At 60.8% G+C, this 25,723-nt stretch carries 25 protein-coding genes; 5 read left to right on the top strand and 20 right to left on the bottom strand.

Translation table 11 applies throughout. The features are described 5' to 3' along the window. Positions 1-120 precede the first annotated feature (120 nt). Positions 121-789, bottom strand: coding sequence for an OmpA family protein (locus tag Q666_RS64795; RefSeq protein ID WP_023003245.1), 669 nt, complete (start codon positions 787-789; stop codon positions 121-123). A 182-nt stretch (positions 790-971) separates the two neighbouring features. Here Q666_RS64795 and Q666_RS43970 point away from each other — a divergent pair, with 182 nt between their 5' ends. Next, positions 972-2,600, top strand: a complete 1,629-nt coding sequence (locus Q666_RS43970) for a hypothetical protein (RefSeq protein WP_152533317.1) — start codon at positions 972-974, stop codon at positions 2,598-2,600. Here Q666_RS43970 and uxuA read toward each other — a convergent pair. The 9 genes from uxuA to uxaC all read right to left on the bottom strand — a co-directional run bounded on the left by uxuA (position 2,597) and on the right by uxaC (position 11,508). Next, positions 2,597-3,784: a mannonate dehydratase gene (uxuA, locus tag Q666_RS43965; RefSeq protein ID WP_023003247.1), complete on the bottom strand. Its 1,188-nt coding sequence runs from the start codon at positions 3,782-3,784 to the stop codon at positions 2,597-2,599. The genes Q666_RS43970 and uxuA overlap by 4 nt on opposite strands. After that, the gene (locus Q666_RS43960; RefSeq protein ID WP_286133958.1) at positions 3,781-5,235 is read right to left on the bottom strand and encodes a mannitol dehydrogenase family protein; all 1,455 of its coding nucleotides are present in this window, start codon (positions 5,233-5,235) and stop codon (positions 3,781-3,783) included. Before Q666_RS43960 ends, uxuA begins: the two co-directional genes overlap by 4 nt. Further along, positions 5,225-5,953, bottom strand: a complete 729-nt coding sequence (kduD, locus tag Q666_RS43955) for a 2-dehydro-3-deoxy-D-gluconate 5-dehydrogenase KduD (protein WP_023003249.1) — start codon at positions 5,951-5,953, stop codon at positions 5,225-5,227. The genes Q666_RS43960 and kduD overlap by 11 nt, the downstream gene beginning before the upstream one ends. Further along, positions 5,950-6,774, bottom strand: a complete 825-nt coding sequence (gene kduI / locus Q666_RS43950; protein WP_023003250.1) for a 5-dehydro-4-deoxy-D-glucuronate isomerase — start codon at positions 6,772-6,774, stop codon at positions 5,950-5,952. The genes kduD and kduI overlap by 4 nt, the downstream gene beginning before the upstream one ends. Before the next feature lie 27 nt (positions 6,775-6,801). Next, positions 6,802-7,119 carry a cupin domain-containing protein gene (locus tag Q666_RS43945; RefSeq protein ID WP_023003251.1) on the bottom strand — a complete coding sequence of 106 codons (318 nt, stop codon included), beginning with the start codon at positions 7,117-7,119 and terminating at the stop codon, positions 6,802-6,804. A 10-nt stretch (positions 7,120-7,129) separates the two neighbouring features. Further along, a complete protein-coding gene (locus Q666_RS43940; RefSeq protein WP_023003252.1) occupies positions 7,130-8,410 on the bottom strand; it encodes a TRAP transporter large permease in 1,281 nt (426 codons plus the stop codon). 1 nt (position 8,411) lies between these two features. After that, on the bottom strand, positions 8,412-8,909 hold the full coding sequence (locus tag Q666_RS43935; RefSeq protein WP_031270401.1) for a TRAP transporter small permease: 498 nt from the start codon (positions 8,907-8,909) through the stop codon (positions 8,412-8,414). 152 nt (positions 8,910-9,061) lie between these two features. Further along, positions 9,062-10,042 (bottom strand): TRAP transporter substrate-binding protein, encoded by a 981-nt coding sequence (locus Q666_RS43930; RefSeq protein WP_023003254.1) that lies wholly within the window; start codon positions 10,040-10,042, stop codon positions 9,062-9,064. A gap of 23 nt (positions 10,043-10,065) precedes the next feature. Then, positions 10,066-11,508 (bottom strand): glucuronate isomerase, encoded by a 1,443-nt coding sequence (uxaC, locus tag Q666_RS43925; protein ID WP_023003255.1) that lies wholly within the window; start codon positions 11,506-11,508, stop codon positions 10,066-10,068. Between the two features lie 92 nt (positions 11,509-11,600). Between uxaC and Q666_RS43920 the strand changes: the two genes are divergently transcribed. The 3 genes from Q666_RS43920 to Q666_RS43910 all read left to right on the top strand — a co-directional run bounded on the left by Q666_RS43920 (position 11,601) and on the right by Q666_RS43910 (position 14,068). Further along, positions 11,601-12,293 (top strand): GntR family transcriptional regulator, encoded by a 693-nt coding sequence (locus tag Q666_RS43920; RefSeq protein ID WP_023003256.1) that lies wholly within the window; start codon positions 11,601-11,603, stop codon positions 12,291-12,293. Positions 12,294-12,295: 2 nt separating this feature from the next. Further along, on the top strand, positions 12,296-13,234 hold the full coding sequence (locus tag Q666_RS43915) for a sugar kinase (protein WP_023003257.1): 939 nt from the start codon (positions 12,296-12,298) through the stop codon (positions 13,232-13,234). 171 nt (positions 13,235-13,405) lie between these two features. Next, positions 13,406-14,068, top strand: a complete 663-nt coding sequence (locus tag Q666_RS43910; RefSeq protein WP_023003258.1) for a L,D-transpeptidase — start codon at positions 13,406-13,408, stop codon at positions 14,066-14,068. A gap of 354 nt (positions 14,069-14,422) precedes the next feature. On the opposite strand, the gene hpaI is transcribed toward Q666_RS43910, so the two are convergent. From hpaI to Q666_RS43870, 8 genes are read right to left on the bottom strand one after another with little or no spacing between them, the layout of a single operon-like run. Further along, positions 14,423-15,211: a 4-hydroxy-2-oxoheptanedioate aldolase gene (hpaI, locus tag Q666_RS43905; RefSeq protein ID WP_023003259.1), complete on the bottom strand. Its 789-nt coding sequence runs from the start codon at positions 15,209-15,211 to the stop codon at positions 14,423-14,425. An 11-nt stretch (positions 15,212-15,222) separates the two neighbouring features. Next, positions 15,223-16,029 (bottom strand): 2-oxo-hept-4-ene-1,7-dioate hydratase, encoded by an 807-nt coding sequence (gene hpaH, locus Q666_RS43900; RefSeq protein WP_023003260.1) that lies wholly within the window; start codon positions 16,027-16,029, stop codon positions 15,223-15,225. Beyond that, on the bottom strand, positions 16,026-16,880 hold the full coding sequence (locus tag Q666_RS43895; protein WP_023003261.1) for a fumarylacetoacetate hydrolase family protein: 855 nt from the start codon (positions 16,878-16,880) through the stop codon (positions 16,026-16,028). Before Q666_RS43895 ends, hpaH begins: the two co-directional genes overlap by 4 nt. Beyond that, positions 16,877-18,295, bottom strand: coding sequence for a pyridoxal-dependent decarboxylase (locus tag Q666_RS43890; RefSeq protein WP_023014498.1), 1,419 nt, complete (start codon positions 18,293-18,295; stop codon positions 16,877-16,879). Before Q666_RS43890 ends, Q666_RS43895 begins: the two co-directional genes overlap by 4 nt. 29 nt (positions 18,296-18,324) lie before the next feature. After that, positions 18,325-19,305 carry a 3,4-dihydroxyphenylacetate 2,3-dioxygenase gene (gene hpaD, locus Q666_RS43885; RefSeq protein WP_023003263.1) on the bottom strand — a complete coding sequence of 327 codons (981 nt, stop codon included), beginning with the start codon at positions 19,303-19,305 and terminating at the stop codon, positions 18,325-18,327. 20 nt (positions 19,306-19,325) lie between these two features. Continuing rightward, a complete protein-coding gene (hpaD, locus tag Q666_RS43880; protein ID WP_023003264.1) occupies positions 19,326-20,180 on the bottom strand; it encodes a 3,4-dihydroxyphenylacetate 2,3-dioxygenase in 855 nt (284 codons plus the stop codon). A gap of 41 nt (positions 20,181-20,221) precedes the next feature. After that, on the bottom strand, positions 20,222-21,733 hold the full coding sequence (gene hpaE / locus Q666_RS43875) for a 5-carboxymethyl-2-hydroxymuconate semialdehyde dehydrogenase (RefSeq protein WP_023003265.1): 1,512 nt from the start codon (positions 21,731-21,733) through the stop codon (positions 20,222-20,224). A 3-nt stretch (positions 21,734-21,736) separates the two neighbouring features. After that, the gene (locus tag Q666_RS43870; RefSeq protein WP_023003266.1) at positions 21,737-22,123 is read right to left on the bottom strand and encodes a 5-carboxymethyl-2-hydroxymuconate Delta-isomerase; all 387 of its coding nucleotides are present in this window, start codon (positions 22,121-22,123) and stop codon (positions 21,737-21,739) included. A 102-nt stretch (positions 22,124-22,225) separates the two neighbouring features. Between Q666_RS43870 and hpaR the strand changes: the two genes are divergently transcribed. Next, the gene (gene hpaR, locus Q666_RS43865; protein WP_023003267.1) at positions 22,226-22,678 is read left to right on the top strand and encodes a homoprotocatechuate degradation operon regulator HpaR; all 453 of its coding nucleotides are present in this window, start codon (positions 22,226-22,228) and stop codon (positions 22,676-22,678) included. A 175-nt stretch (positions 22,679-22,853) separates the two neighbouring features. Here the strand turns inward: hpaR and Q666_RS43860 are convergent, their stop codons facing one another. Then, positions 22,854-24,647, bottom strand: a complete 1,794-nt coding sequence (locus Q666_RS43860) for a hypothetical protein (RefSeq protein ID WP_152533316.1) — start codon at positions 24,645-24,647, stop codon at positions 22,854-22,856. Beyond that, a complete protein-coding gene (locus tag Q666_RS43855) occupies positions 24,626-25,723 on the bottom strand; it encodes a glycosyl hydrolase family 8 (protein ID WP_052001968.1) in 1,098 nt (365 codons plus the stop codon). The genes Q666_RS43860 and Q666_RS43855 overlap by 22 nt, the downstream gene beginning before the upstream one ends.

The raw sequence follows: 25,723 nt of genomic DNA, 5'->3' as shown, positions 1-25,723 counted from the left end.
ACGAAGATGCGCTCGCGCTCTGAGACCGAAAGGTCTGTGCATCCCCGATCGCAGCCCGCGCTTCGATTGGCCGGGAGGATGTCGGGGAGGCGACTGTGTAGGCAGGTCCTCTTGTGAGGATCAGTTGACCGGCAGCAGGACCAGCTGGACGCGGCGGTTCTGTTCGCCGTAGGGATCGCTCTGGTCCTTCAGCCTGGAGGCGCCCATTCCGCTTGCCAGAACACGCTGCTCTGAAAGCCCACCCCAGGCTGCAACGAAACCTGCTACCGTCTGGGCGCGTTGCTGCGAGAGGGCAAGATTGTACTGTGCGCTGCCCTTTGCATCCGTATGGCCAAGCAGCAGGAAGCGATAGTTCTTGAACTTGTCCTGGCTCAGAATGCGCGAGAGTTCGGTAATCTTCGCGGCCTGGTCCGGACGCAGCGATGCCGAGTTGTAGTCGAACAGGATTTCCATGTCGATCGTCGGCAGTGGAGCCGATGACGCAGTTTCCGAAGAGCCGCCGACTGGTGGCGGGGTGGAGGCAGCACCTTCTCGATCGACAAGCTTGAGGTTCACTACATCGTCCATCGACAGGGCGGTGTTTGACTTGAATTCCGAGTTGCTGCAGGCGGCCTGATCAAGCAGGCATTTTTCCATGTCGGTCTCCGCCGGGGCACTGGCGTCACGCGAGGCGGAAGTTGCGGGTTTGGTGTCGCCGCCAAGATCGAAATCCTCAAGTGTGATAGTGCTTTGCGCCGCGGCAGGCAGAGCCAGGGAAATAAAAATCAAAAGAAATGTAAAAGGCTTCATGGCAATATCCCGAACCGTTACGTGGTCGTTTCACGGATTGATCCGTTTCTACCATACGGCTGGCAAAAAATGAAAGTGGCCACTGCGTCAGTTGGATATTTGACGCTGTCCCATCATCCCTGCCACATTTGCGGCCTTACAAAATCAAATTGCAGACAATTGGATTGAATGAGGGGCTGATCATGTTGCGAAACGCTGTAGCGGGGGTGGCGGGAAAAGGCGTTGCCCGAAGCGTAATACAGACGCTTGCGTCGGTGACTGTATGTATTCCTGCCTTTTCGGCGGCCCATGCGGCGGAAATGCGTCTTCTCGACAGCAATCCTGCAGCCGCTGCCGGCTACCAGCTTCTGGACCTTGGGACGGTGAGCGCAGAAGCCGTCGGTCACGCCAAGGGCCTTGAAGACGGTTTCACATCGAAGAGCGCTGTCAAGGACGGGTCGCTGCCTTATTTCGAAAACGGCATCGCAGGCGATGGAGCGCATACCTATGAGACACTGCATATCGTGCCGGCCTGGGGTGGGCTGAAGACGGGCAAGGTCATATCCATCGAGGGACAGATCCAGAAGGGGGACCTCGATCACCTGAAGGCTCTTGTGGAACGCAGCGGCTTTTCGGACTGCCTGAGGCCCAGCTACTGCCCCTATAACAACGTGATTTCGCTCAACAGTCCGGGCGGCAACCTGCGCGAGGCGCTGGAAATCGGCAAATACATCGCAGAGCAGAACTTTATCACGCTGCTGCCGGAAAATGCCGTCTGCGAGTCCGCCTGTTCCCTGGTCTTTCTGGCGGGCTACACGCGATACGAGGGGTTCTTCTTTCCTCGCCGTTTTGCTCATGAAACCGCCCGTCTCGGCATTCATCAGCCTTATATCCAGCTTCCTGAGGGCAACTACAGCGCGGAGCAGGTCGGGCAGGTCGTTCAGCTGATCAATCGGGGCGTCAACGAGGTTACGGACTATTTCCTCAGCACAGGTATCGGCATCGGCTTCATGCGCAATATGTACGGCACGAAACCCGGGTCCATGTATCACTTGTCCCTGGCGGAAATGGCTGCCGAAGGGATCTTCGTCGTTGGACGTCCACAGGATCTGTCAAATCTCAGCCGCAGCCAGATGCTGTCCTATTGTTCCAGCCTGTATCAAGGACGCTTCAACACCGTGTCGCAGGACCTGCTGGCCAATCTGCAATCGAACGAACGCACTTTCCTGACCTATGTTACCGGGCAGAATTTTGTCTGTCTGGGCGTGAAGAGCCCGAATGGCGACAGCTGGCGGTCCTACGTCTGCGATGGCAGTTCGAAATGTCTGCTCGGCGACTTCGGGCAAGTGGCGCTGTTCGAGCTGGAAGCCAACGGCAAGCTTTCGGAGTTTCGCGACCGGGATGCGTCGGCCTTGATGAACATTGCCGCAGGGATCGACAATACCGAGGTTGGTCTGGCGCTGAAGGAGTACAATCACCGGGTGGCGCTGCTCTATTTTGTCGAGCTGTTCGCCGAAAACATGGGAACGTTCGAGACATCTTTCAAACGCATTCCGGCAAGCCTTGCCTTTGCCGAGGTGCCTCCGGAGTTCTGCGGTCAGGTCGATGAATATGATGCCGGTCTTGTGCGGCTGGTGCAGGCCGGTCTCAACAACAGCGGCATTGACGTGGGCACTCCGGACGGGTCGCTCGGCCCGAACACGCGCAAGGCCATCGGGCGAGCCAACAAGGATCTGCTGAACCGCTCCAAAACCGTTATCGATCCGTCTCTTCTGAAGGCGCTGGGCGTGCCCGAAGACGAAGTCCGCGGGCACGTCCTGTGTAACGGCTAGGCCTGGACAGCGCGGCGAGCCGTCAAACCTGCGATCACGCCGCGCAGTTCCGCCAGTCCGCGCATTCGCCCGATCAGGGGGTAGCCCGGGTGCGCACCGCGGTCGGCATCGCTCATCAGCTCGTGGCCATGATCTGGCCGGAAGACGATTTCGGCATCTTTACGGCCCTCGTGTCGCCGTCTGGCTTCTTCGCCAAGAAGAACGCCGAGCAATGCAGGCATGTCGGTGTCGCCGCCAAGATGCGCTGCTTCCTCGAACGAGCCATCCGGATCTTTCGCGACGTTGCGCAGATGGGCGAAATGGATGTTGCCGGCAAAGCGTTCCGCAATTGCAGGGACATCGTTCTTCGGGTTGGCGCCAAGTGAGCCCGAGCACAGCGTCAGGCCATTGGACGGGCTGTCCACCGCCGACAGGATCCAGTCGATGTCGTCCGCATCCGAGACGATCCGCGGAAGACCGAGCAGGTCCCGGGGCGGGTCATCCGGATGCACCGCCAGTTTCAGGCCAAGTTCTTCGGCAGCCGGGACCACTTCCTCCAGGAAGCGCTTGTGGTTTTGTCTGAGAGCTGCCCGGTCGAGTCCCTGATAGGGCACCAGTGCCTCACGCAGGCCGTTGGGGTCGTAACGATCATAGGCCCCGGGCAAACCCGCCATGATGGCCTGGGTCAAGCGGTCGAGATCCGGCTGGTTTGCGGCATCAAACCAGCGTTTTGCCTCGACCAGAACCTGTTCGCAATAGTCGTCTTCCGCCTTGGGTCGCTTGACCATGTAGATTTCGAAGGCCGCCATCCTGGCAGCGGAAAACCGCAGGCAGGTACCGCCACGTGCCACGGGCGCGGCCAGGTCCGTCCGGGTCCAGTCGAGCAACGGCATGAAGTTGTAGCAGATGACCTTTATGCCTTCAGCGGCCAGGTTTGCCATCGATTGCCGGTAGTTGGCGAAGAGTTCCGAAAGATCGCCTTCCCCGCGCTTGATGGCTTCGTGAACCGGCAGGCTTTCCACCACGGTCCAGTCGAAACCGGCAGCGTGGAGCCGGGTCCTGGTGTTCGCGATTGTTTCGCGAGGCCAGATCTGGCCGTAGGGAATTTCGTGCAGTGCCGTGACGATGCTGACAGCACCGGTCTGGGCGATTTCAGAAAGCGAGATGCGGTCATAGCCGCCATACCAGCGCCAACCTTCGATCATGACAGGGTTCCGATTGATTTGCCGACACCGTCAGCCTTCAAGGCAGCATAGGCGGCGGTGACGGGCGCCAGAATGGCAGCGGCGAGGCCGGGTTCGAAGACTTCGTTGACACCCAGAAGCGCCGCCACCTTGCCGGCGTCGCCATCGCTTTCTCCGACAAGAGACTTGAGGCGATCGCTCAGCGGATCGCGCACGTCAATCGGCTTGCCTTCAAGATCGGTGCCGCCGACATAGATCATCCAGGCGGCAATCGCGAGGCAAAGGCCCGGGCAGTTTCGACCGTTCGTCAGGTTGTCGCGCACGGTGCCGAGAATGCGCTGAGGCAGTTTCTGGCTGCCGTCCATCGCGATCTGCCAGGTGCGGTGCCGGATGCCGGGATTTGCATAGCGTTCGAAAAGCGCATCCGCGTAGGCTTCCAGATCAACACCCGGCGGAGCTTCGAAGGACGGAATGATTTCCTGGCGCCACAGGTTTTTCACGAACCGGGCGAACAGCGGATCTGCAACGGTTTCGGCAATCGTCTCGTGCCCCGCGAGATAGCCGAGGTAAGCCAGCGAGGAATGCGTGCCGTTGAGCATACGCAACTTCATGTGCTCGAACGCGGTGACGTTTTCAACAAGCTCGACACCTACGGCACCGAGGTCCGGCCTGGCATCGGCGCCGTAAGCCGGGACAAAGTCATCTTCCACCACCCACTGCCGGAACGGCTCATGCAGCACAGGGGCTGCATCGTAGCGGCCGGTCTTGCGGGCCAGGGCGTCGATATCCTCGGGTTTTGTGGCAGGCACGATGCGGTCGACCATGGTTGCCGGGAAACGGCCTTCGGTTTCGATCCACGCGGCCAGTTCCGGATCGAGCTTCTCCGCAAGATCCAGCACAATCCGGCGGACCAGGCGGCCATTGTCCGGCAGGTTGTCACAGGTGAGCACTGTGAAGGGCGGCAGGCCTGCGGCCTTCCGCCTTGCGAGCGCCCGCACGAGGTAACCCGGAGCGGAGACAGGCAGCGGGGCTTTCAGGTCGTGTGTGATGTCCGGGTGATCGGCATTCAGTCTGCCGGTTGCCGGATCGTGGCAATAACCCTTTTCCGTCACGGTCAGGGTGACAATCCTGACGTCCGGATCCGCCATCGCGGCCAGCACGGCTTCCGGGTTTTCCCGTGCGACCAGCACATCCCGGATGATCTCTACCTGGCGAAGGGTTTCGCCTTCCGGGCCAAGTTCCTGAGCTGTGTAGACAAAGTCCTGCGGAGCCAGCTGGTCATGCATGCGCGGGCTTTGCAGGCTGACACCGATGATGCCCCAGTTGTTCTGACCGGTGCCGCCAGAAGCCTTCATGGCTTCTTCTATGTAGATCGCTCCGAAGGCCCGGAAGAATGCTCCGAGCCCCAGATGAACGATGCCGGCTTTTGCCGCCGGTGTTGTTCTGGAAAGGCGCGGCAAGTCAGCGTGCAAGCCAGCCTCCATCCACATTGAGGACAGCGCCGTGAATGTATTTTGCAGCCGGTGAAGCGAGAAAGACCGCGGCTTCTCCAATGTCGCTGGCTTCACCCCAGCGGCCGGCCGGAATGCGTTCCAGGATCTGCCGGCTGCGCTCCGGGTCGTCACGCAAGGCTTCGGTGTTGTTGGTGGCGATGTAACCCGGTGCAATGGCGTTGACATTGATGCCCCGCGCCGCCCATTCGTTCGCCAGCAGCTTGGTGATGCCTGCAACGCCGTGTTTGGCCGCGGTGTAGGACGCGACCTTGATACCGCCCTGGAAGGACAGCAGCGAGGCAATGTTGACGATTGCCCCGGTCCGGCCGGCGTTGAACGCGGCATTGCCGAAAGCCTGGCAGGTGAAGAAGACGGACTTCAGGTTGACGTCCATCACGTCGTCCCAGTCGGCTTCGCTGAAGCTGTCCGCCGTGCCGCGGCGGATGATGCCCGCATTGTTGACCAGGATGTCGATCTGTTCCGCCTCGAACAGTGGCATCGCAGCCATCGGGGCGGACAGATCGAGGTGCACATGGCGACCCCTGGTTATCTGGGCCAGCGTTTCGTCGCAGTCGCGCCGGGCCGCGCACAGAACTTCGGCGCCTGCCTTGCTCATGGCGATGGCAATGGCCTGGCCGATGCCGGTGTTGGCGCCTGTCACCAGGGCGCGTTTGCCTTCCAGGGAAAACGGGCTCATCGCAGGTCTCCCATCGCGACCATGTCCATGTCGGTGAAGTCGACATTATCGCCGGCCATGGCCCAGCAGAACGTGTAGGCCCCCGTGCCGGCGCCGCAATGGATAGACCAGGGCGGAGAGACCACGGCGTCCTCGTTGGCCATCACCAGGTGCCGGGTCTCGTCCGGCTTGCCCATGAAGTGGAACACACGCTGGTCCGGGCCAAGCTCGAAATAGAGATAGGCTTCCATGCGCCGGTCATGGACATGGGCCGGCATGGTGTTCCAGACCGAGCCGGGCGCAAACTGGGTGTAGCCCATAAGCAACTGGCAGCTTTCGGCGACTTCCGGATGCAGGAATTGCAGGATGATGCGCTCGTTTGAGGTTTCCGCCGAGCCGAGTTCCACCCGGCGCGCGTCCTTGACGGTGATCAGCCTGCTTGGGCAGGCCCGGTGCGCGGGCGCCGACAGGATGTAGAAGCGGCCCGGGCCGGAGAAGGTGACGGGTCCGGAGCCCATGCCGATGTAGAGCACATCTCCCTTGCCGACCTGATAGGTTTCCCCACCCGCCTTCACGGTGCCGGCCTCCCCGATATTGAGAATGCCGAGTTCGCGGCGATCGAGAAGGGACGGGGTGCCGGCTTCCTTCACTTCATCCAGAACGAGTTCGCCAGTTCCGGGGACGGTGCCGCCCAGGATCAGCCGGTCGTAATGGGTGTAGATCAGGTTGATCTTGCCATCCTGGAAAAGGCCGGCGGCGTGGAAATGTTTGCGAAGCCCCGTGGTGTCGAGGGTCTTGGCGGTGTCCGGGTCGATGGCGTAGCGGGTTTCAACGGTCAGCATGGCAAAGTCCTTGGGTGCAGGCGGTGTTCAAAGAAAGTCGTCGCGGCGCGGCGTGAAGGTATCGACCAGTGTCCCCGGTTCCAGGCACACGCACCCGTGCAGGGCGTTGGAGGGGATGACGAAGCTGTCGCCGGGACTGACGTCGAAGCTCTCGCCGTCGATGGTGAATCGGAAACGGCCGCTTTCGACATAGGTCGACTGTACGTGTGGATGATTGTGCAGCTTGCCTTCCGCGCCTTCCTGCTGGAAGCGGAAGGCGACGACCATCAGGTCGGGACTGTCGGACAGCACCTGCCGGCGGATGCCCGGGTCGGCGGTCACTTCGGGAAAGGTTTTCACGAACATTGGTTTTGCCTCAATGGAACAGGGATGGCAGCCACAGCGACAGGGACGGGATGTAGGTCACCAGGAGCAATGTGAAGATGGCGGCACCATAGAAGGGCCAGATCGTCCTGATCGCATCCCAGACCGATATCCGGCCAACGGCGCAGCCGACAAAGAGCACTGTGCCGACCGGCGGCGTGCACAGGCCGATCCCGAGGTTGAGCACCAGGATGACACCGAAATGGACCGGGTCGACCCCGAAAGCGGTGGCAACCGGCAGGAAGATCGGCGTGGTGATGACGATCAGCGGCGACATGTCCATGAAGGTGCCGAGGAAGAGCAGCACGATGTTGATCATCAGCAGGATGATCAGCGGGTTCTCGGAAATGCCCTTCATGAATGCCACCAGTTCCGCGGGAATGCGCAGGAAGGCCAGCAGCCAGCCGAAGGAAGCCGCACAGCCGATGACCAGCAGAACCATGGCGGTGGTGCGCACCGCGGCTTTCGTCGCGGCGACGAATTCCGGGCAGTGCATGGTGCGGTAGGCAAGCGTGGTCACCAGCAGCGCGTAGACGGCCGCGATGCAGGAGCTTTCGGAAGCCGTGAACACACCGGAGCGCACGCCGCCGAAGATGATGCCGATCAACAGCAGGCCCGGAATGGCGTTGATGAACATCGCACCAAGTGCCGACAGGCCGGGAAAACGTTCCGTCGGATAACCGGCGCGGCGGGCAACGAACCAGGCAGTGACCATTAGGGAAACTGCCAGCAAGAGACCCGGCAGGATGCCCGCGGTGAACAGGTCGGCGATGGAAAGACGCCCGCCAGCCGAGATCGAATAGATGATCATGTTGTGCGAGGGTGGCAGCATCAGCGCAATGATCGAGGAAACCACGGTGACGTTGACACCGTATTCGACCGAATAGCCCTTTTCCTTCATCTGCGGGATCATCAGGCCGCCGATGGCGGTTGCATCCGCCGCGGCAGAGCCGGAGATGCCGCCGAAGAGTACGGAGGCGGTGATGTTTACCTGACCGAGACCGCCGCGCATATGCCCGACCACGGCCCCGGCGAGCGCCACCAGCCTTCGGGCAATGTCGCCGCGCACCATCAGTTCGCCGGCAAAAATGAAGAAGGGGATCGCCATCAGCGCGAAAACGGAGACACCCGAGTTCAGGCGCTGGAAGACAACGACGGGCGGCAGGCCCATGTAGAGCACGGTGGCCAGTGACGCTGCGCCCAGGCAGAAGGCAACGGGTGTGCCGATCAGGAGCAGAACCGTGAAAGTGCCGAAGAGGATAACGGGTTCCATATCAAGCAGCCTCTTCGATGGGATCTTCGCCGAAGCGTGCGGTCGGCAGACCGGCTGCGCGACGCATCAGGCGTTCGATGGAAAAGAGAAAAACCAGGCAACCGCCGCCAACGAGCGGCAGGAAATCAACCGCGCCTGAAACGCCGAGCGACGGCAGTTTTACATCCCAGGCCGACTGCGCCAGTTCCGCGCCGTACCAGGCCATGCCCGCGCCAAAGGCGGCGACCACGGCATCGGAGATGCTGTAAAGCACCAGTTTGGCTCCCTGCGGCAGAAAGTAGAGCAGGACGTCGAAACTGAGATGGTAACCTTCACGGATGCCGACGGCGGCGCCGAGGAAGATGAACCAGCCCATCAGGATGACGGAAGCAGGTTCCGACCAAACGAGACTGTCGTTCATGACGTAGCGCATGAAGACCTGCGCCGTGATGAACACGGTCATGAGAATGAGGCCGCCTCCGGCAAGCCAGAGCGCTGCCGTGGAGACATGGCGCAACATCTGCGCGGTGAACTTGAGATGAGGCTGCACGTCGAGATCCTGAAGCAGGGAACCGGGTCAAGGCGGATCCTGAAAAACGGCCAGCAGCCAGCCGGGCCGTTCCGCGGTCGATGGACCGCGAAACAGCTTTGCCGGCTGCGGGCTTGCGAAGATCAGTCGGTCGCGCGGATGCGGGCGACGAGATCCTTCAGATTTTCGGAGGTCACGTGCTTCTCGTAGACGCTGTCCATGGCTGCCATGAACGGCTCCTTGTCGATTTCCGTGACGACTTCGACACCGGCAGCACGGACTTTTTCTTCAGACGCCTTTTCGCGGGCCTGCCACTGTTCGCGCATGAAGGGGACCGAGTCCTTTGCGGCCTGGCGGACGGCAGCCTGGTCTTCCGGAGACAGATTGTCCCAGGACTTCTTCGACATCACCAGCACTTCCGGCACGATCAGGTGTTCGTCCAGAGTGTAGTAGCCGGCAACTTCGAAGTGACCGGAAGATTCGTAGGACGGCCAGTTGTTTTCCGCACCGTCGATAACGCCGGTCTGGATGGACGAATAGACTTCGCCATAGGGCATCGGCGTCGCGTTGGCACCGAGCGCCGACATCATGTCGACGAAGATGTCGGACTGCATGACGCGAACCTTCATGCCTTCAAGATCTTCAATCGATTTGATCGGTTTGACCTTGTTGTAGAAGCTGCGCGACCCGCCGTCGTAAAAGGCAAGGCCGACATAGCCGTGCGGTTCGAACGCCGCCAGGATCTCGTCACCAATCGGACCGTCCATCACTGTGTGCATGTGATCGACGCCCTTGAAGATGTAAGGCAGCGAGACAACCTTGGTTTCCTCGACCAGGTTGTTGAACGGGCCCATGGAGACGCGGTTCAGGTCGATGACGCCGAACTTGGTCTGTTCAATGGTGTCCTTTTCCTCGCCAAGCTGCGCGGAATGGAACACTTCGACACAGATGCGGCCGTCAGTGCGCTCTTCCAGCAGCTTGCCCATCTGCTTGACGGCCTCCACCGTCGGATAGCCGTCCGGATGGGTGTCGGACGATTTCAGTGTCACTTCGCATGCGAGCGATGCGGATGTGAGCGCGGCGGTGGCCAGAAGCGATGCCGCAAGGGTCTTCAATACTTTCATAGTCTCCTCCCGAAATTGGCTCGTCAGAGCCGATAGGCCTGCTTGGCAAGCCTGTAAGTGAGGTCGTGAGCGACCTCATATGCCTCGTCCTCGTCCAGCCTCCCGGATGTCACGAGCGATGCGAGGTAAGCGCAATCGACACGGCGGGCCACATCGTGGCGGGCCGGAATCGAGCAGAAGGCGCGGGTGTCGTCGTTGAAGCCGACTGTGTTGTAGAAACCCGCGGTTTCCGTGGTCAGTTCCCGGTAGCGGCGCATGCCTTCCGGGCTGTCGTAGAACCACCAGGCCGGACCGAGCTTGAGCGTCGGATAGACGCCGGCAAGCGGGGCCAGTTCACGAGAATAGGCCGTTTCGTCCAGCGTGAAGAGAATGATCGAAAGGTCCTTTTCCAGACCGACCGCGTCCAGCAGCGGCTTGAGCGCCTTGACGTAGCTGGTCTGGGTTGGGATGTCGAAACCCTTGTCCCGGCCATGAGCCGCCATGATGCCGGACGAATGATTGCGGTAGCTGCCCGGATGAATCTGCAGAACCAGCCCGTCCTCGAGGCTCATTCGTGCCATTTCCGTCAGCATATGGCCGCGGAATGCGTCGGCTTCCGCTGGTGAGCAATTGCCTTTCAGGGCCTTCTGGAACAGGGCTTCAGCATCCGCAGCCGGCAGGTTCTCGGTGCGTGCGGTGGCGTGACCATGATCGGACGACGTTGCGCCGAAGGACTTGAAATAGGCCCGGCGCACCCGGTGGGCATTGAGGTAACCCTGCCAGCTTGTGGTGTCTTCACCGGCGAGCTCGCCGAATTTTTCGACGTTGGCGCTAAATCCCTCGAACTCCGGGTCGACAACCGCATCGGGGCGATAAGCCGTGACGACCCGCCCTTTCCAGCCGCTGTCCCGGATCTGTCGGTGCCATTTCAGGTCGTCCAGCGGTGATTCCGTGGTTGCGATCACCTCGATGTTGAAGCGCTCGAACAGCGCACGCGGCCGGAATTCCGGGCGGCTCAGGCAATCGGCAATGTGGTCGTAGGCTTCATCCGCGGTTTGGGCGGAGATCCGTTTGGTCCAGCCGAAGACTTCCTGGAAGGAATGCTCCAGCCACATGCGTGAAGGTGTGGCCCGGAAAAGATGAAAGTTCTCGGCAAAGGTGCGCCAGATCTTGCGGCTGTCGGTCTCGCTCAAGCCGCCGTCGATGCGCGGTACACCCAGTTGGCTGAGGTCGATCCCTTGCGAGAACAGCATGCGGAAGACGTAGTGATCGGGAACGATGAACAGTTGCGCCGGATCGGGGAAAGCTTCGTTTTCGGCATACCAGCGCGGATCCGTGTGCCCGTGCGGGCTGACGATCGGCAGATCCTTGACGGTGGCATAAAGCTCCGTCGCGATCTTGCGCGAGGTCGCATCGGCGGGAAACAGGCGGTGCGGGTCAAGGCCCTGTTCCGAAATATCCGGTGCATCCGCTCTTTCCAGTGACATTCGTTTCTCCCGTGGCGCCTTTGGGCAGGCTGATGTTGCTACTAGTAAACTGATATGCTAGTTGAGTAGACGAGTCAACGGAGACAACGCTGATGTCAGAAAGTAGCGCCCTGAAGGTGCTCGAGCCGATCAAGATCCCGACCGTCGCAGATACGGTGTTCGAGGAATTGCACCAGCAGATCCTGTCACTGGACCTGGCGCCGGGCACGCGCATGTCGGAAGCGGAAGTGGCAAAGGCCTTCGGCGTGTCTCGCCAACCCGTGCGCGATGCCTTCTACCGGCTGTCGCAGCTCGGGTTCCTTTTGATCCGGCCCCAACGGGCAACGGTTATCTCCAAGATCTCGGAAGTTGCGGTGCTGAAGGCCAAGTTCGTGCGGACGGCGCTGGAAGTTGCCTGCATGCGAGCCGCCATCGAAGTGATCACGGACGCACAGATCGACGATCTGGACGAGCTGCTTGCACAGCAGCAGGCGGCGGTGGATGCGAATGAACGCCAATTGTTTCACACGCTTGACGATACGTTTCACCGGAGGATCTGTGAAATCTCGGGCCACGACTATGTCTGGGCGCTGATCCGCGAGCAGAAAGCGCATATGGACCGGGTGCGGTTCCTGTCGCTGGCGTCCGGCGCGCAAGTCGCACTGGACGACCATTTCCGTATCATGTCGGCCATTCGCAGGCGGGACGGCAAACTGGCCGAATCCATGCTGACCGAACACCTGGGCCGGATTGCCACCATTCTCGGCCGCATCCGCGCCGAGAACCTGAACCATTTCGAGGAATGAGTATGCCGATGCGGTTTCTCGCCATCGGCGAATGCATGGTCGAGTTTTCACCGACACCGTCAGGAACCTACGCCGTCGGCTTTGCCGGCGATACGTTCAACACGGCCTGGTACGCGCGCCAGCTGACGGACACCGAAAAGCTGGATGTCGGGTACCTGAGTGCTGTCGGCGATGACGCACTTTCCGGACAACTGACGGACTTTATCGAAGCTGCAGGAATCAGGCCCTTGATGGCCAGGGTGCCAGGTGCTGCGCCGGGCATGTACATGATTTTCCTGAGCGAAGGCGAACGAAGCTTTCAGTACTGGCGCTCGCAGTCCGCGGCCCGGCATCTTGCCGACGATCTCACAGCACTGGAGACAGCCGGGGAAGGGGATCTGCTCTATTTTTCCGGTATCACCGTGGCCATTCTTGCCGAAGCAGCCCGGGACCGGCTGCTAGCCGCCCTGCAGGCGGCTGCCGGGCGCGGCGCGGAAATCGTCTTCGACCCGAACCTGCGGCCGCGCCTGTGGCCGGCCAGTAACGAAATGTGCCGCTGGACGATGAAGGCGGCCAGTGTCGCCGGCATCGTGCTGCCGTCGTTTGAAGATGAAGCCAGCCATTTCAAGGATACCGACGAAGCGGCGACCGCGGCGCGCTATCTCGCCAATGGGGCGCGGCTGGTCGTGGTCAAGAACGGGGCGGGGCCGATCCTTGTGCGCGGGGCCGATGGCGACAGTTTTCAGTATCAGCCGGAACCGGCAAGCACGGTCGTCGATACGACGGCAGCAGGCGACAGTTTCAATGCGGCGTTCCTGGTCGAATACATGGAACGGGCAAGAACGCGTGAGGCTGTTCGTGCGGGCTGTGCCCTTGCCGCGCATGTGATCGGCAGCCGTGGAGCGCTGGTGCCTGTCACAAGAATGGACCTGATTGCCTGCCGCAACAGGTTGAGCGCCTGATTGTTTGTGTAACCTAACGGCAGAAAAGCCCCAATTTTAATCAACTGTTTACCATAAATATGTTGCTTTCGCTCCTGGATCGCGTGATGTGTCTTTAGAATTTTCTGATCCGGTCAGAACCGTATTATTGCAAGTTTGACGGTTCGAGCACGCCGCTGAAAGGACGCGAATATGGCTTCCACGATGAGCCGACGCACATTTGTTGCTGCAATACCCCTGCTGCTGGCAGCCTGCCAGAGCCAGCAGAGTTCAACCGTGCAGGCGGGATTGACCCCGCTGGCCGACGGGACACCGGATTACGCGACGGCCTATGCCGCCAGAACCGATGGCGGGTTTTCGATACCGGCGATCCAGTATCAGAAGTTCGACCCGAAATATCTGCGCCAGGTGGTGTTCTATCCGAGCAAATATCCATCCGGCACAATCGTTGTCGATCCCGGCAGCAAGTATCTCTACCTGATCCAGCCCGGTGGTCGTGCCATCCGCTATGGCATCGGTGTCGGTCGCGCCGGCTTTGCCTGGAACGGTGAGGCGGAAATCCGCTTCAAGCGCGAGTGGCCGAAATGGTTTCCGCCGGACGAGATGATCGAACGGGATCCGAAACTGGAAAAATATCGTGACGGGCAGGACGGCGGTCCGAGCAATCCGATCGGCGCGCGCGGGCTTTATCTGTGGCAGGGCAACAAGGATACGCTCTACCGCATCCACAGCACCAACCAGCCCTCCAGCATCGGTACCAATGCTTCCAGCGGCTGTATCCGCATGTGGCATCAGGACATCATCGATCTCTACAACCGCGTCAATGTCGGCGCCAAGGTGGTTGTGCTGGGCTAGGTTTTCGGCACCATCCACTACGGCCTCATGTTTGAAGAGCCGCCAGGTCCCCTCAGATGGACTGGCGGCTCTTTTTCGTTCACGCGGCCCATCCTTCGAGACAGCGCTTCGCGCTTCCTCAGGATGAGGAGGGTGGTTGGGAGGCTCTTCGGTGAAGGGGCTCCCGGGGATGGAAAGTCCGGCATGGTCACCTGTCTGACGTAGTTACCGGGGTTCTGGCAGGCAGGCGTCTCGGATCCGGTCAGTCAAGGACAGTTCATACTACCGCCCCAAGGCCTCATCCTGAGGAGGGCCTTCAGGCCCGTCTCGAAGGATGGGCACCTTGTTCAAGAGACTGCATCGAACCTCTGGCCTTTAGCCTTCGACCGACCCAAGTAACTCCTTTGCCTGCCGGGCTGCGCCGCGGATCGCCGCGGCATAGAGGGTGACGTCGATCGACGTGGCAACGAAGGTTGCGCCGAGCTCCAGACAGGTGCGGGCGAAATCCAGATTGGTGGTCAGGATACCCGGTGCCTTGCCGGCAGCCTTGATGCGTTTCATGGCGTCGAGGATCGCGGCAACGACTTCAGGATGCATCGGGTCACCGAGGTGGCCCATATCGGCGGCCAGATCCGAGGGCCCGATGAAGACACCATCAACGCCGTCGACCGACAGGATGCCGTCGAGGTCTGCCAGGCCAGCGCGGTTTTCCACCTGAACCAGAAGGCAGATCTCACCGTCGGCAGTCGTCAGGTAGTCGGGAATGGCGGAAAAGCCGGACGCGCGGGCAAGCGCGGATCCAACGCCGCGCACACCGACCGGCGGATAACGTACGGCACTGACGAGCTCTTCTGCCTGCGCCTTGCTTTCCACCATCGGGACCAGCAGCGATTGCGCACCGGCATCCAGGAACTGCTTGATCATCCAGGTTTCGCCAATGGGTACCCGCACGACCGGCTTGCTGCCAGAGGCCTCGACCACTTTCAGCTGCGCCATCATGGATCGGAGGTCGTTGGGCGCGTGTTCGCAATCGATCAGCAGCCAGTCGAAGCCGGCACTTGCGGTAATCTCCGCCGTGTAGGCATCGGCAAGCCCGACCCAGCAGCCCATCTGCGGCTGACCGGAATTCAAGGCGGCTTTGAAGGCGTTTTGAGGCGCTGGCATGGTATTCCCTATTAGGCGAAGGAGCAGGATACAGACCCGAACGGTCCGAAGTCGGCGTGGACCTTCGAACCGGACGGGCATTCCACCGGCCGGATGAAGGATCCGGACAGAATAATCTGTCCGGCTTCGATTGTCTGTCCGTAATCGGCCATGCGGCGCGCCAGCCAAACGACGCTCTCGACCGGATCGTTGAGGACGCCCGCACCAAGACCGGTCTCCTCCACTTCACCGTTCCTGGTGACGATGGCGCCGGCCCAACGGAGGTCGATTGCTCCGGGATCATGCTTTTCGTTGCCCAGAACAAGGCCGGCATTGGCGGCGTTATCGGCAATGGTGTCGAAGATCTTGCGAGCCTGTCCCGTCTCCGGATCGACGCGCTGGATGCGCGTATCGAGAATCTCCAGGCTCGGGCACACGTGATCCGTCGCCGCAAGTACATCCTCGCGCGTGACGTTGGCGCCACCGAGAGAGGCCTTCATGACAAAGGCAATTTCCGCTTCGATGCGCGGCTGGATGAACCGGTCCTTGGGGACAGTGGCGCCGGTTTCAAACAGCATGTCGTCGAAGAGGACGCCGCTGTCCGGAATGTCGATCTTGAGCGCGTCCTGCATGGCTTTCGACGTCAGGCCGATCTTCCAGCCGATGGTCTTGCGGCCTTCGGCAAGCTTCGCCCTGGCAAGTTCTTTCTGGATTGCATAGGCCCCGTCCATGTCGAGGTTCGGATGGCGCAGGGTGAGTAGACCGATCTGCTCGAGCGTCTTTTCCGCGTTCAGGAGATCATTTGCGGCTTTGGAGATGTCTGCTTCGCTCAGGCTCATTTTTCATCCTCCACCCCGTTCCGCAAGATGCCGATGCCATCGACCTCGATCTCGACCACGTCACCGGGTTTCAGATAGCGGGGAGGGTCGAACCGGGCGCCGGCACCTGTCGGTGTGCCGGTGACGATGATGTCGCCGGGCTGAAGTGTCATGAAAGTCGAGATGTAGGCGATTTCCTCACGGATTGGGAATGTCATGCGCTTCAGGTAATCGTCCTGGCGCAGCTCTCCGTTGACGCGGGTCTGAATGCGGGCCTCATCCAGCTGCTCGGCCTTTTCGAAAGGCACGAGCCAGGGGCCGATAGAACCGGAGCGGTCCCAGTTCTTGCCCTGGGTGACGTTGAATTTCGCGTGCCGAACCCAGTCGCGGATGGTGCCTTCGTTGCACAGGGTCAGGGCGCAGATATGGTCGTAGGCATCTTCCGCCTTGATGCGTCGGCCGGTCTTGCCGATGACGATGGCTACTTCACCCTCGTAATCGAGTGTGTGGTTTTCGGGCGGCCGGATCAGCGGCCGGTCGTGGCCGGTGAACCCGCTGGCAAACCGCGGGAACAAGGACATGTATTTCGGTTGGGTGCTGCCGTCCTTGTACTCCGCATTGCGGTCGGGAAAGTTGACGCCAACACACAGGATCCGCGGCGCGATCGGCAGCACCATTTCATAAGTGAACTCGGAATGCGTAACCGGCTTGTCCTTTGCGGCAGTGACGAGATCCTGCAGACCGCCGGCGCGAATGGCGTCGTAAAGCGTCGGCCACTGCGGAAAGTCCGGCGACAGGGCAATCATGCCGGTATCCGTGACGGCTCCGTAAAATTCCTGTCCGTCGGCGCTGTAGGTTGCGAGCCGGGTCATGCGGTCTCCATGTTTCTGGCAATTTCGGTAATGACGTCGAAGGCAAAGGCGACGTCTTCCTGTGTGCAGTCGAACTGCCCGACCTGGAAGCGGACCACCTTGGCACCATCCAGCAGGGTCTGGGTCAGGTAAATCCGGCCATCGTCGTTGATGGTATCGACGAGGCGCTGGTTGAGCGTGTCGAGGTCCCTTGCACCTTCAGGGGCAAAGCGAAAACTGAACAGGGAAAGGACGGGCTCGGAGGTGATTTCGAAATCCGGTTCTGCACGCAAACGCTCGGCAAGAGCGGCCGACCAGTCGACATGGTTGCGCAGGCGCTCTCGCAGGCCTTCCAAACCGTAGGAGCGCATCAGGAACCAGAGCTTCAAGGCCCGGAACCGGCGGCCGAGTGGAACGGACCATTCGGAATAGTTGACGATCCCGTCGTGGCCGTGGGTCTTCAGATATTCCGGCCGGATCGCCAAAGTGCGCACAAGGTCTTCCGGATCGCGGACGAAATGGGCGGAACAATCGAACTGGGCACCAAGCCATTTGTGCGGATTGAAAACCATGGAATCGACGCCGTCGACGCCTTCCCAGAGCTCGCGGTACTCGGGGACGATCATCGCCGCGCCTGCCCAGGCCGCATCAAGATGCACATAGAGGCCGAAGTCCTTCGCGACCGTGACGACCGCGCCAACATCATCCGACGCGCCAACGCCGGTGCCACCGGTGCAGGCGATGATGCCGGCTGGCCGGAAACCAGCCGCAAGATCGGCTTCGATGGCGGCGCGCAGCGCGTCCGGATCCATGGAGCGGCGTGGGCCCAGAACGGGGATACGCACCAGATTGTCCTGGCCGATGCCGGAGATCCAGATTGCCCTGTCGATGGAGGTGTGGACCTCATTGGAGGAATAGACCCGAAGGCGCGGTTGCCCGCTGAGGCCGGCCTTGTTGCCATCCCATGAAAGGGCGCGCTCGCGCATGGTCAGGACGGCGGCCAGAGTTGCGGTGGAGGCGCTGTCCTGGATCACTCCGGAAAAGGACCCGGGCAGACCGACGGCCTGGCGCAGCCAGTCCATCATCCTGGTTTCCATCTCGGTTGCCGCCGGAGAGGTCTGCCATAGCATGCACTGCGCCGCCATGGCGGTAACGAGATATTCCGCCAGCATTGACGGTGGGGACGCATTGGCAGGGAAATAGGCAAAAAAGCGCGGGTGCTGCCAATGGGTCATGCCCGGCAGCACGATCTTCTCGAAGTCCGCGAAGATCTTCTCCATCTCCTCGGCAAGTTCGGGAGGTGCCTCGGGGAGGGCGTTGAGGATTTCGCCCGGCTTCACCTGGGCGCGGACAGGCCGCTGCCGCAGGGTCTGGTGATAGTCTGCGGCCCAGTCGGCCACCCTCCGGCCCCAGCCGGCAAAGTCAGTCCAGTTCATCGCATTCTTCCAACCATTGTCTGTTTCACCTATGGCGCAACAATCGGTTGTGCGGCAAGGCTGGGGGCTTGAACTTCGGTTCCTTCGAACAGGGATCCTTCCTCGAACCAGCTCTTGGGAGCCGGTGCGCCCCAAAGGGTCTGCCGCTGCGGATCCTTCAGGTCCCACCTGATAGGTTCCAGATCCGGATCGACCGTCTGGTAATCCGAACAGTAGATCTCGATCCGGTGGCCGTCCGGGTCTCGAATGTAGAGGAAGAAGGCGTTGGAAATGCCGTGTCGGCCCGGGCCGCGCTCGATATTGGATACCCAGCCAGTGGTTGCCATCAGGTCGAGCAGGTCGATGATATTGAGCGGGGTCGGCACCCAGAACGCGGTGTGGTGGAGGCGCGGGCCCTTGCCGTTGGTGAAGGCAATGTCGTGGACGCCGCCCTTGCGGTGGGTCCAGGCGGCCCACAGACGGCCGGTTGCCTCGTCTTCCGTGTATTCGGTCACCCGGAAGCCAAGCTCGTTGTAGAAGGCAACGGAAGCATCGACGTCCGGCGAGAAGCAGTTGAAGTGGTCGATGCGGAGCGGCTTCACGCCCTTGTAGAGCGCGTATTTCTGATGGATCGGCGGCAGGCGGTCCATCTTGGCGTAGAACTCCAGCGGGATGCCGTGCGGATCGCGGGTCCGGAATGTGCGCGACTGATAGGGCCGCTCGACCCAGTCCACCGGCAATCCCTTGCCCTTGAAGAAGTGCGCGGCCTTGTCGAGGTTTTCCTCGTCGAACACCTTGAAGCCGAGATCACGGGCAGCGGCATCTGCCGATTTGCGCAGGACAAGGCAATGGTGGCCGCGTTCTTCCATGGCGCGCAGATAGATCGCCTCATCGGATTCGTCCGTGACCTGAAGCCCGAGCGTGTCGACATAGAAGGCCCGGCTCTTGGCCAGATCCGTGACGCCCAGTTCCACATGGCTGAGCCGGATGATGTTGAAGGGCGGATAGAGATTGGGGGCCGGAATGGGCATGGAAGGCTCCTGCGATTAACCTATTGGACCGGGAAGATGACGTTGGTCTGTCCGGTACCGGAACTGGGGAAATAGTCGGTCACGACCTCGCATTCGGCGGTGTAGCTGTCCCAGCCGAGCGCACCATAGAGCATGGCCGTGTCGTGCATGGAGCCTTCGCCGCAGCAATGGTCGGCATATTCCGGCAGCATCTTCAGGAAGGTGGCATGATCGCCCCTTTGCCACATGTCGAGGACATGCAGATCGACCTGCCGGTTGAACTCGGATGAGATGGTGAATGTGCCGTTGTTGGCGGCGTAGTCCTTGTTGGCCCAGATCTTGTGAGACAGGGATCCCGACGCAAGCAGCAGCACCTTCTCGTCACTGGCTTCGACTGCCGCCCGGATCGCCTCGCCGACGATACGGCTCTCGTCATGGCCGTGCACCGTGCACCAGGCGGCGACCGACACGACCTTCATGTCGTGTTCCCGGCTCATGAACCGCATCGGCACCAGCGTGCCGTATTCAAGTTCCAGGCTGTCGAGATGATGGGCGAGCGTGAAAGCGCCGCGCTCGGTTGCCTCTCTTGCGATGGCATCGCCCATCTCCGGGTTGCCCTCGTAGGCATAAGGCAGGTTCTGGATGAAATGCGGAAATTCGTTCGAGGTGAACAGGCCCTCGAACCGCTTGTTGGCATTGATGTGAAAGCCTGCGTTGATCACCCAATGCGTGTCGCAGACGATCGCCGTCGTCGCGCCGAGCGCTTTTGCCCGGCGCGCGATTTCGTAATGACCGTTGATGGCCGGCTGACGCTTGCCCTCCACAGGTCCGGGCTGTTCCGACATCAGCATGGTCGGCACATGCGTGACCTTGGCCGCGAGAACGATTTCTCCCATAGTCTCCTCCCGTTACTGCGATCTTATGTCGTTCACATTCCTCACGCACCAAGGCGCGGGATGGCGTGCTGGCCGGTCGCAAAGCCGATGTGTTTCTGCTCCATGTAGAATTCGAACGACCAGTCGCCGCCGTCGCGGCCGATGCCGCTGGCCTTGACGCCGCCGAAGGGGGTGGGCAGGTGGCGGACGTTTTCCGAGTTCACCCAGATCATGCCCGCTTCCAGAGCGTTGGTGAACCTCAGCGCCCGCGTCAGGTCGTTTGTCCAGACGTAGCCGGTCAGGCCGTAGGGAATGTCATTGGCGACCTGAAGTGCTTCTTCTTCCGAACCGAAGCGGATGGAGGTCAGGACCGGGCCGAAGATTTCTTCCTGGGCGATCTTCATGGAGTTGTTCGCACCGGTGAAGAGGGTAGGACGCACGAAGCAGCCTTCCGTCCCGACGCGGCTGCCACCAGCGGCAATCGTTGCGCCGTCCTGGCGGGCGGTTTCGAAGTAGCCGGTCACCTTGTCGAAATGGGTCTTGTGGATCAGCGGGCCGATTTCGGTCTTTGGGTCGAGGGGATGACCGACCCTGATGTTGTTGACGCGCTCGATGAGCCTTGCCTCGAATTCATCGGCAATCGTGTCCTGCACCAGAAGGCGCGAGGACGAGGTGCAGCGCTCTCCGTTGAGCGAATAGATCATGAAGATCGCCGCATCCAGCGCCCGGTCGAGATCGGCATCGTCGAAAACGATCACGGGGTTCTTGCCACCGAGCTCGAAATGCACCCGCTTCAGGGTTTCCGCCCCCTGACGCATGATCATGGACCCGGTGCGGCTCTCGCCGACGAAGGCGATGGCCTTGATGTCAGGATGTTCTGTCAGGGCCTTGCCGGCTTCTTCGCCGAGGCCGTTGACCAGGTTCCAGACACCTTTCGGCAGGCCGGCTTCTTCTGCAATTTCCATCAGGATGCGTGCAGTGACTGGAGAAAATTCCGCCGGTTTGTGGACCACGGTGCAGCCTGCAGCGAGCGCCGGTGCGATCTTCCAGGTCGACAGCATGAAAGGCGTGTTCCAGGGCGTGATCACGCCGACCGGTCCGATCGGAAGACGGGTCGTGACGTTCATGAGGGTCGGTGATGGCAGGGCCTGGCCGTCGCGGGCACCTGGCGCCTTGTCAGCGAAGAAGCGGAAGTTCTCGGCGCCGCGCAGGGCGGCCTTCGACATGAAACGCAGGGCCTGACCGGTATCCCAGCATTCGCAAAAGGCGATTTCTTCGGCGCGGGCGACAATGCCGTCGGCAATCTTGTGAAGGATTTTCTTGCGCTCCGTCGCGGCCAAATCGCGCCATGCCGGAAAGGCCTCCTTGGCGGCCCTGGCTGCAGCATCGATATCGGCAGCATCCCCCCTGGCAACCTTGCAGATCAGGCTGTCGTCCACCGGGGAAGTGGTTTCGAATGTCGCGCCGGAGGCTGCGGGGCAGGCCTTGCCGCCGATCTGGTTCAGCACGCCGGTCTCCCGGAACCTTGCGAGGTAGGTCTCAAGTTTTTCGATGTTGTTCTGAAGGTCAGACATGGGTCAGACAGTCCCCAAATGGTCGCGAATGGTGCCCGTCTTGGGCGAAAGGTCCGGGTCGATGTCGCGCATCTCAAGCGATAACGCGAGCGAACTGGTGGCCAGGACCGGTTCCAGGAAAGCCTTTGCGGCCTTGAACAGACGCTCCGCTGCGTCGCGCTTGACGTCGTCCGGCCGTCCGGCGCGAAGGCGTACGGAAATGTCGATGAAGGCATGTTTCGGGTCGCCGTCGGCGATTGCATAGTGGTCGCACCGGATAGCCCGCACCCGCAGACCGGGCATGGGAAGGGCATCGATGGTTGCGGCCTGCGCACGCAGATGCTCGCACAGGGCCTTTATGTCGGCCCGCTGTTCCAGGTTGGCGGAATATTCCAGCGATATGTGCGGCATGGGATTTCCTTAACAGTGCAATATTTGCTATGTTAAATATATGAGATCGAAACTGTCAAACTTTTTGTGTCTAATAATCTGCCAATTCGCTATGGACCTTGCATGATCGACGACACTGAACCCGCTGACGGCCCGGCGCTGCCGTCCACAAGACGCTCCATCCCGATTGCGCTGATCCGGGCGCGCGAGAAGGTCATGGGCCCGATCCGCGAGATGCTCTCCGACTGCGGCATCACCGAACAGCAGTGGCGCATCCTGCGGGTGCTGGAAGAATTCGGTCCACAGGATGCCTCGACCCTGGCAGAGCGGGCCTGTCTGCTGTTGCCCAGTCAGACCCGGATCGTTCAGACGCTTCTGGAAAAGGGGCTGGTAACCCGTCAGGCGGACGAGAAGGACCGGCGCAAGCAAACGGTGGCGATTACGCCGGCCGGACAGGCAATCATCGAGGATAAGCTCGATGACGCCAAGGCAATCGCGGCGCGCATAGAAGAGGTCATCGGCAAGGAGAAACTGACACAGCTGCTCGACATTCTGGAGGATTTCCAGAAGCTGTAAGAGGCCTGGGACTGAGCCTGGGGCTGGGCCGGATTTCGGATTGAGGCCGGTATTCGCGCTGAAGGCTCGGCACCGGATGCCGGCTATGGGCCGGAAACGGCCCGGGCTCCCTTCAGCTTGCGTAGCTGGAAAGGAGCCCGGGCTTCTGGTCTCGTGCGGGAAGAGACCAGTTGCTTTAGTTGTAGCGGTACATCTTCTTTTCGGAGAACCACTTGCCCTGGCGGGTTTCGGTCGTGGATCCCGCCTTGTCGGCTTCCGCGAAGAGCTTGTGCGCCTCTTTCGACCGGCCCGTGTGATACAGCGCCCAGGCCCGAAGCAGTTTTGCCTTGCGGCTTTCGCGCCCGCTCATTGCGTTTCTTTCAAGGTACGGCAGAGCGCCTGCATAATCTCCGGTGCTGATCTCCTGTTCGGCAGAGCGCAGGTAGGAAGACCCGGAGGAGCGCGATCCGCCAGAGGAGCGGCTGCGTTCTTCGGAAGCGGACGCAAGCTGTGCGCCGCCGAGGGTCTTGATCGCCGGGAATTTGGTTGACCATTGCGCGATCAACTGTCGTTCGCGGGCTTTCTGCTTCTTGCGCTGAGCAACCACGATCTGGCCGACGGCCGCGGATTCGTTCGGCTGGAACTCCATCGACTTGGCAAACCAGATTTCAGCTTCATCGAGTTCAAGCATGTTGTAGAAGTGCCAGCCGAACACCTGGGCGGCAATCGGCGATTGCGCATCCTGGACGACGTTCGCAAATCTCGACAGGCGCTTGAAATCCATCTCGGTGCCGTAGCCTTCCAGAAGCTGGATCGAAACGACTTCCAGATATGCCTTGAGGATGAGCGGATCCTTGCGCCGGTTCTTGTAGGCAAGTTCCTCGGCTTCCTCGTATTCGCCATCTTCCTTCATGGAGACGACCGTGCCTTCGATGGCTTTTGGCGAGGGGCGAAGCTTGTAGGCTGTCTGGAACCATTTGGTGGCGGTCTTGAACTCTTCGCGGGAATAGTAATACCAGCCCAGAAGTTCGGCATCGTTCGGGTTCTGGAGTTTTGCAGCCGAATTGGCGAGTGCGTCCAGATCCGATTTGTCGACCAGCATGGCGGGATCGGTGGCGCCTTCGCCAACTTCACCACGCAACAGGTCCAGGTAGATTTCGTTGAATTCCGAGCGACCGTCCAATCCGGTTCTGCCGTAGGCGACAAGCTGCTCCACCGCGTTGCGCGGCAGCACTTCGGCAGCCTTTTGCACGGTGGCCTTGCGCTCGTCCTCATTGGCGCAGTTGGCAAGGATGTACTTGTAGGCTTCGAGCGCCTTGACGTCCTGACCGGTCTCGTTGAGAGCCCTGGCTGTCCGCCAGATAATATCGATTTCCTGGCAGGTCAGAAGATCGGAGTTCTTGACCGCGATCTTGATGACCTCCTGGGCGTTGCCCAGTTCGGACGCCTGAATGAGGGTCTTTCGCGCTTCGGCATTGATAATCTGTCGGCGCAATTCGGCTGAAGGCTCATAACCCGGGTAGAGATTTATGTATTCCCGGATCTTGGCGTAGAGCTCCTGGGTCCGGCCGGTGGCGAAGAGATCCCAAAGCGGCTGTTCGTTCACCTCGATCCGGTTGCGGTCGTAGATGTTTTCCGGCGGTTGCCAGTCTGGATGAAGAGACTTCAGCCGCTTGATTTCGGCAGACACACGGCCGATCTCACCGTTCTGTGCGTAGTAGCGCAGAGCCGTTTCATCGACCTTGGCAGTCGCGGGGGCTGCCGGGGCGGCGGACTGTGCAGCCCCTGGCTGGGTGACCGAAAGCGCGAAAGGCGAAACATTGGCCTGCTGCACCGGCAAAACACCGGTTTCAGGTGCCTGCAGGACAAACGGAGAGCCGCCGGGCAGTTGTTGTTGCGGCGCGGCTTCCCACGGAGCGGACTGCGCCAGGGAACCGTTGGTCGCAAACGCCAGCGCGAAGGAGGCAATTACCATTCTGGTGAAAGACATTGCGGATACCTCTCTGCAATTGCGAGAATCGTGAAGATCTGAAGTGTTGTGGAGTAATAGTCGTCGGTGCCGATCTGCAGCAGTTCGGACGGGAATGGCTCGGCCTTGTCCATGCATCTGGTCAGGGCGGCAATTGCGCGAAAACCGATGCCGCCCATGACACTCTTCGGCTCGCCCGTGACGATCTGCGTAACCGATGGGCCGCGGGGATCGGCAAAGCCGCGTAGCGTTGAAAAATCCGCCGCCTTTTTCACGCGCAGGGCATTTCTGGAGAGCGCGAGATAGAGCGGAACCCGGATGGCATTGTAGCCGAATTCAGGTGTGAACTTATCGGAAGGCACCAGCTTGAGGCCGCCGATATCGACCCAATCCGGTGGCAGGTAGCTTGGAGCCCTCTGGGAAAGGTCCAGGACGTCCTCTCCGACAACCGCAACCTCGCCCCAGTTCGCGGACGTATCGAACTCGGCGATGGTTTCCAGGGCCGGATAGACCCAGTAGGACGGGTTGACCGTGACGGTCTGATGATCGCCGGAGACGAACCCTTCGCTGCCGGGAACAAGAACCGGTCCGAGGGCGGTTTGCTGAAGGAGCGTTGCGGCGATATCCGCCAGAACGACCTTTGCCGAGGCAAGGTCTTCAGGGTCTCCCCAGCTCTTGTAGGCCTCGATCAGCGCCCAGGCGATCAGCAGGTCCCCGTCCGTCGCGTTGTTGGTGTCGGCGACATTGGGACCTTCCGGCGTGTGCAGCACCTTCCAGGCAAACAGGTGATCCTTGCGCACCTGCAGGTTCTCGTAGGTGTAGTCGCGGATCAGCTTGAAGGTCTCGCGGTCATCCACCGCGACGGCCAGAACCATGCCGTAACCCTGGCCTTCGCTGTGACTGATGCCTTCATTGGCATCGTCGATGACGGCTCCTTCCGGGGTCATGTGGCGGCTCGTATAGTCCCGCCACGCCGACCCCAGCCAGAGCGACACGGCTTCCTTGCTGCGCGCGCTGGCGCCGAACACCGGTTCGGCGTGAGCGGGAGCAAGCGACAGGAAAAGTGCCATGCCGGTTGTCATGCATAGCCTCAGCAT

Source organism: Labrenzia sp. C1B70 (assembly GCF_000475395.1).
GTDB classification, from domain to species: domain Bacteria; phylum Pseudomonadota; class Alphaproteobacteria; order Rhizobiales; family Stappiaceae; genus Roseibium; species Roseibium algicola.
Note: the sequence above shows the minus strand (reverse complement) of the source record. Positions and strands in the feature narration are given on the sequence as shown.

What these genes read in the sequence shown, in the direction of transcription:
- Q666_RS64795 (WP_023003245.1), bottom strand. Translation starts at nt 789, where the DNA reads ATGAAGCCTTTTACATTTCTTTTGATTTTTATTTCCCTGGCTCTGCCT.
- Q666_RS43970 (WP_152533317.1), top strand. Translation starts at nt 972, where the DNA reads ATGTTGCGAAACGCTGTAGCGGGGGTGGCGGGAAAAGGCGTTGCCCGA.
- uxuA (WP_023003247.1), bottom strand. Translation starts at nt 3,784, where the DNA reads ATGATCGAAGGTTGGCGCTGGTATGGCGGCTATGACCGCATCTCGCTT.
- kduD (WP_023003249.1), bottom strand. Translation starts at nt 5,953, where the DNA reads ATGAGCCCGTTTTCCCTGGAAGGCAAACGCGCCCTGGTGACAGGCGCC.
- kduI (WP_023003250.1), bottom strand. Translation starts at nt 6,774, where the DNA reads ATGCTGACCGTTGAAACCCGCTACGCCATCGACCCGGACACCGCCAAG.
- Q666_RS43945 (WP_023003251.1), bottom strand. Translation starts at nt 7,119, where the DNA reads ATGTTCGTGAAAACCTTTCCCGAAGTGACCGCCGACCCGGGCATCCGC.
- Q666_RS43940 (WP_023003252.1), bottom strand. Translation starts at nt 8,410, where the DNA reads ATGGAACCCGTTATCCTCTTCGGCACTTTCACGGTTCTGCTCCTGATC.
- Q666_RS43935 (WP_031270401.1), bottom strand. Translation starts at nt 8,909, where the DNA reads ATGTTGCGCCATGTCTCCACGGCAGCGCTCTGGCTTGCCGGAGGCGGC.
- Q666_RS43930 (WP_023003254.1), bottom strand. Translation starts at nt 10,042, where the DNA reads ATGAAAGTATTGAAGACCCTTGCGGCATCGCTTCTGGCCACCGCCGCG.
- uxaC (WP_023003255.1), bottom strand. Translation starts at nt 11,508, where the DNA reads ATGTCACTGGAAAGAGCGGATGCACCGGATATTTCGGAACAGGGCCTT.
- Q666_RS43920 (WP_023003256.1), top strand. Translation starts at nt 11,601, where the DNA reads ATGTCAGAAAGTAGCGCCCTGAAGGTGCTCGAGCCGATCAAGATCCCG.
- Q666_RS43915 (WP_023003257.1), top strand. Translation starts at nt 12,296, where the DNA reads ATGCCGATGCGGTTTCTCGCCATCGGCGAATGCATGGTCGAGTTTTCA.
- Q666_RS43910 (WP_023003258.1), top strand. Translation starts at nt 13,406, where the DNA reads ATGGCTTCCACGATGAGCCGACGCACATTTGTTGCTGCAATACCCCTG.
- hpaI (WP_023003259.1), bottom strand. Translation starts at nt 15,211, where the DNA reads ATGCCAGCGCCTCAAAACGCCTTCAAAGCCGCCTTGAATTCCGGTCAG.
- hpaH (WP_023003260.1), bottom strand. Translation starts at nt 16,029, where the DNA reads ATGAGCCTGAGCGAAGCAGACATCTCCAAAGCCGCAAATGATCTCCTG.
- Q666_RS43895 (WP_023003261.1), bottom strand. Translation starts at nt 16,880, where the DNA reads ATGACCCGGCTCGCAACCTACAGCGCCGACGGACAGGAATTTTACGGA.
- Q666_RS43890 (WP_023014498.1), bottom strand. Translation starts at nt 18,295, where the DNA reads ATGAACTGGACTGACTTTGCCGGCTGGGGCCGGAGGGTGGCCGACTGG.
- hpaD (WP_023003263.1), bottom strand. Translation starts at nt 19,305, where the DNA reads ATGCCCATTCCGGCCCCCAATCTCTATCCGCCCTTCAACATCATCCGG.
- hpaD (WP_023003264.1), bottom strand. Translation starts at nt 20,180, where the DNA reads ATGGGAGAAATCGTTCTCGCGGCCAAGGTCACGCATGTGCCGACCATG.
- hpaE (WP_023003265.1), bottom strand. Translation starts at nt 21,733, where the DNA reads ATGTCTGACCTTCAGAACAACATCGAAAAACTTGAGACCTACCTCGCA.
- Q666_RS43870 (WP_023003266.1), bottom strand. Translation starts at nt 22,123, where the DNA reads ATGCCGCACATATCGCTGGAATATTCCGCCAACCTGGAACAGCGGGCC.
- hpaR (WP_023003267.1), top strand. Translation starts at nt 22,226, where the DNA reads ATGATCGACGACACTGAACCCGCTGACGGCCCGGCGCTGCCGTCCACA.
- Q666_RS43860 (WP_152533316.1), bottom strand. Translation starts at nt 24,647, where the DNA reads ATGTCTTTCACCAGAATGGTAATTGCCTCCTTCGCGCTGGCGTTTGCG.
- Q666_RS43855 (WP_052001968.1), bottom strand. Translation starts at nt 25,723, where the DNA reads ATGCTGAGGCTATGCATGACAACCGGCATGGCACTTTTCCTGTCGCTT.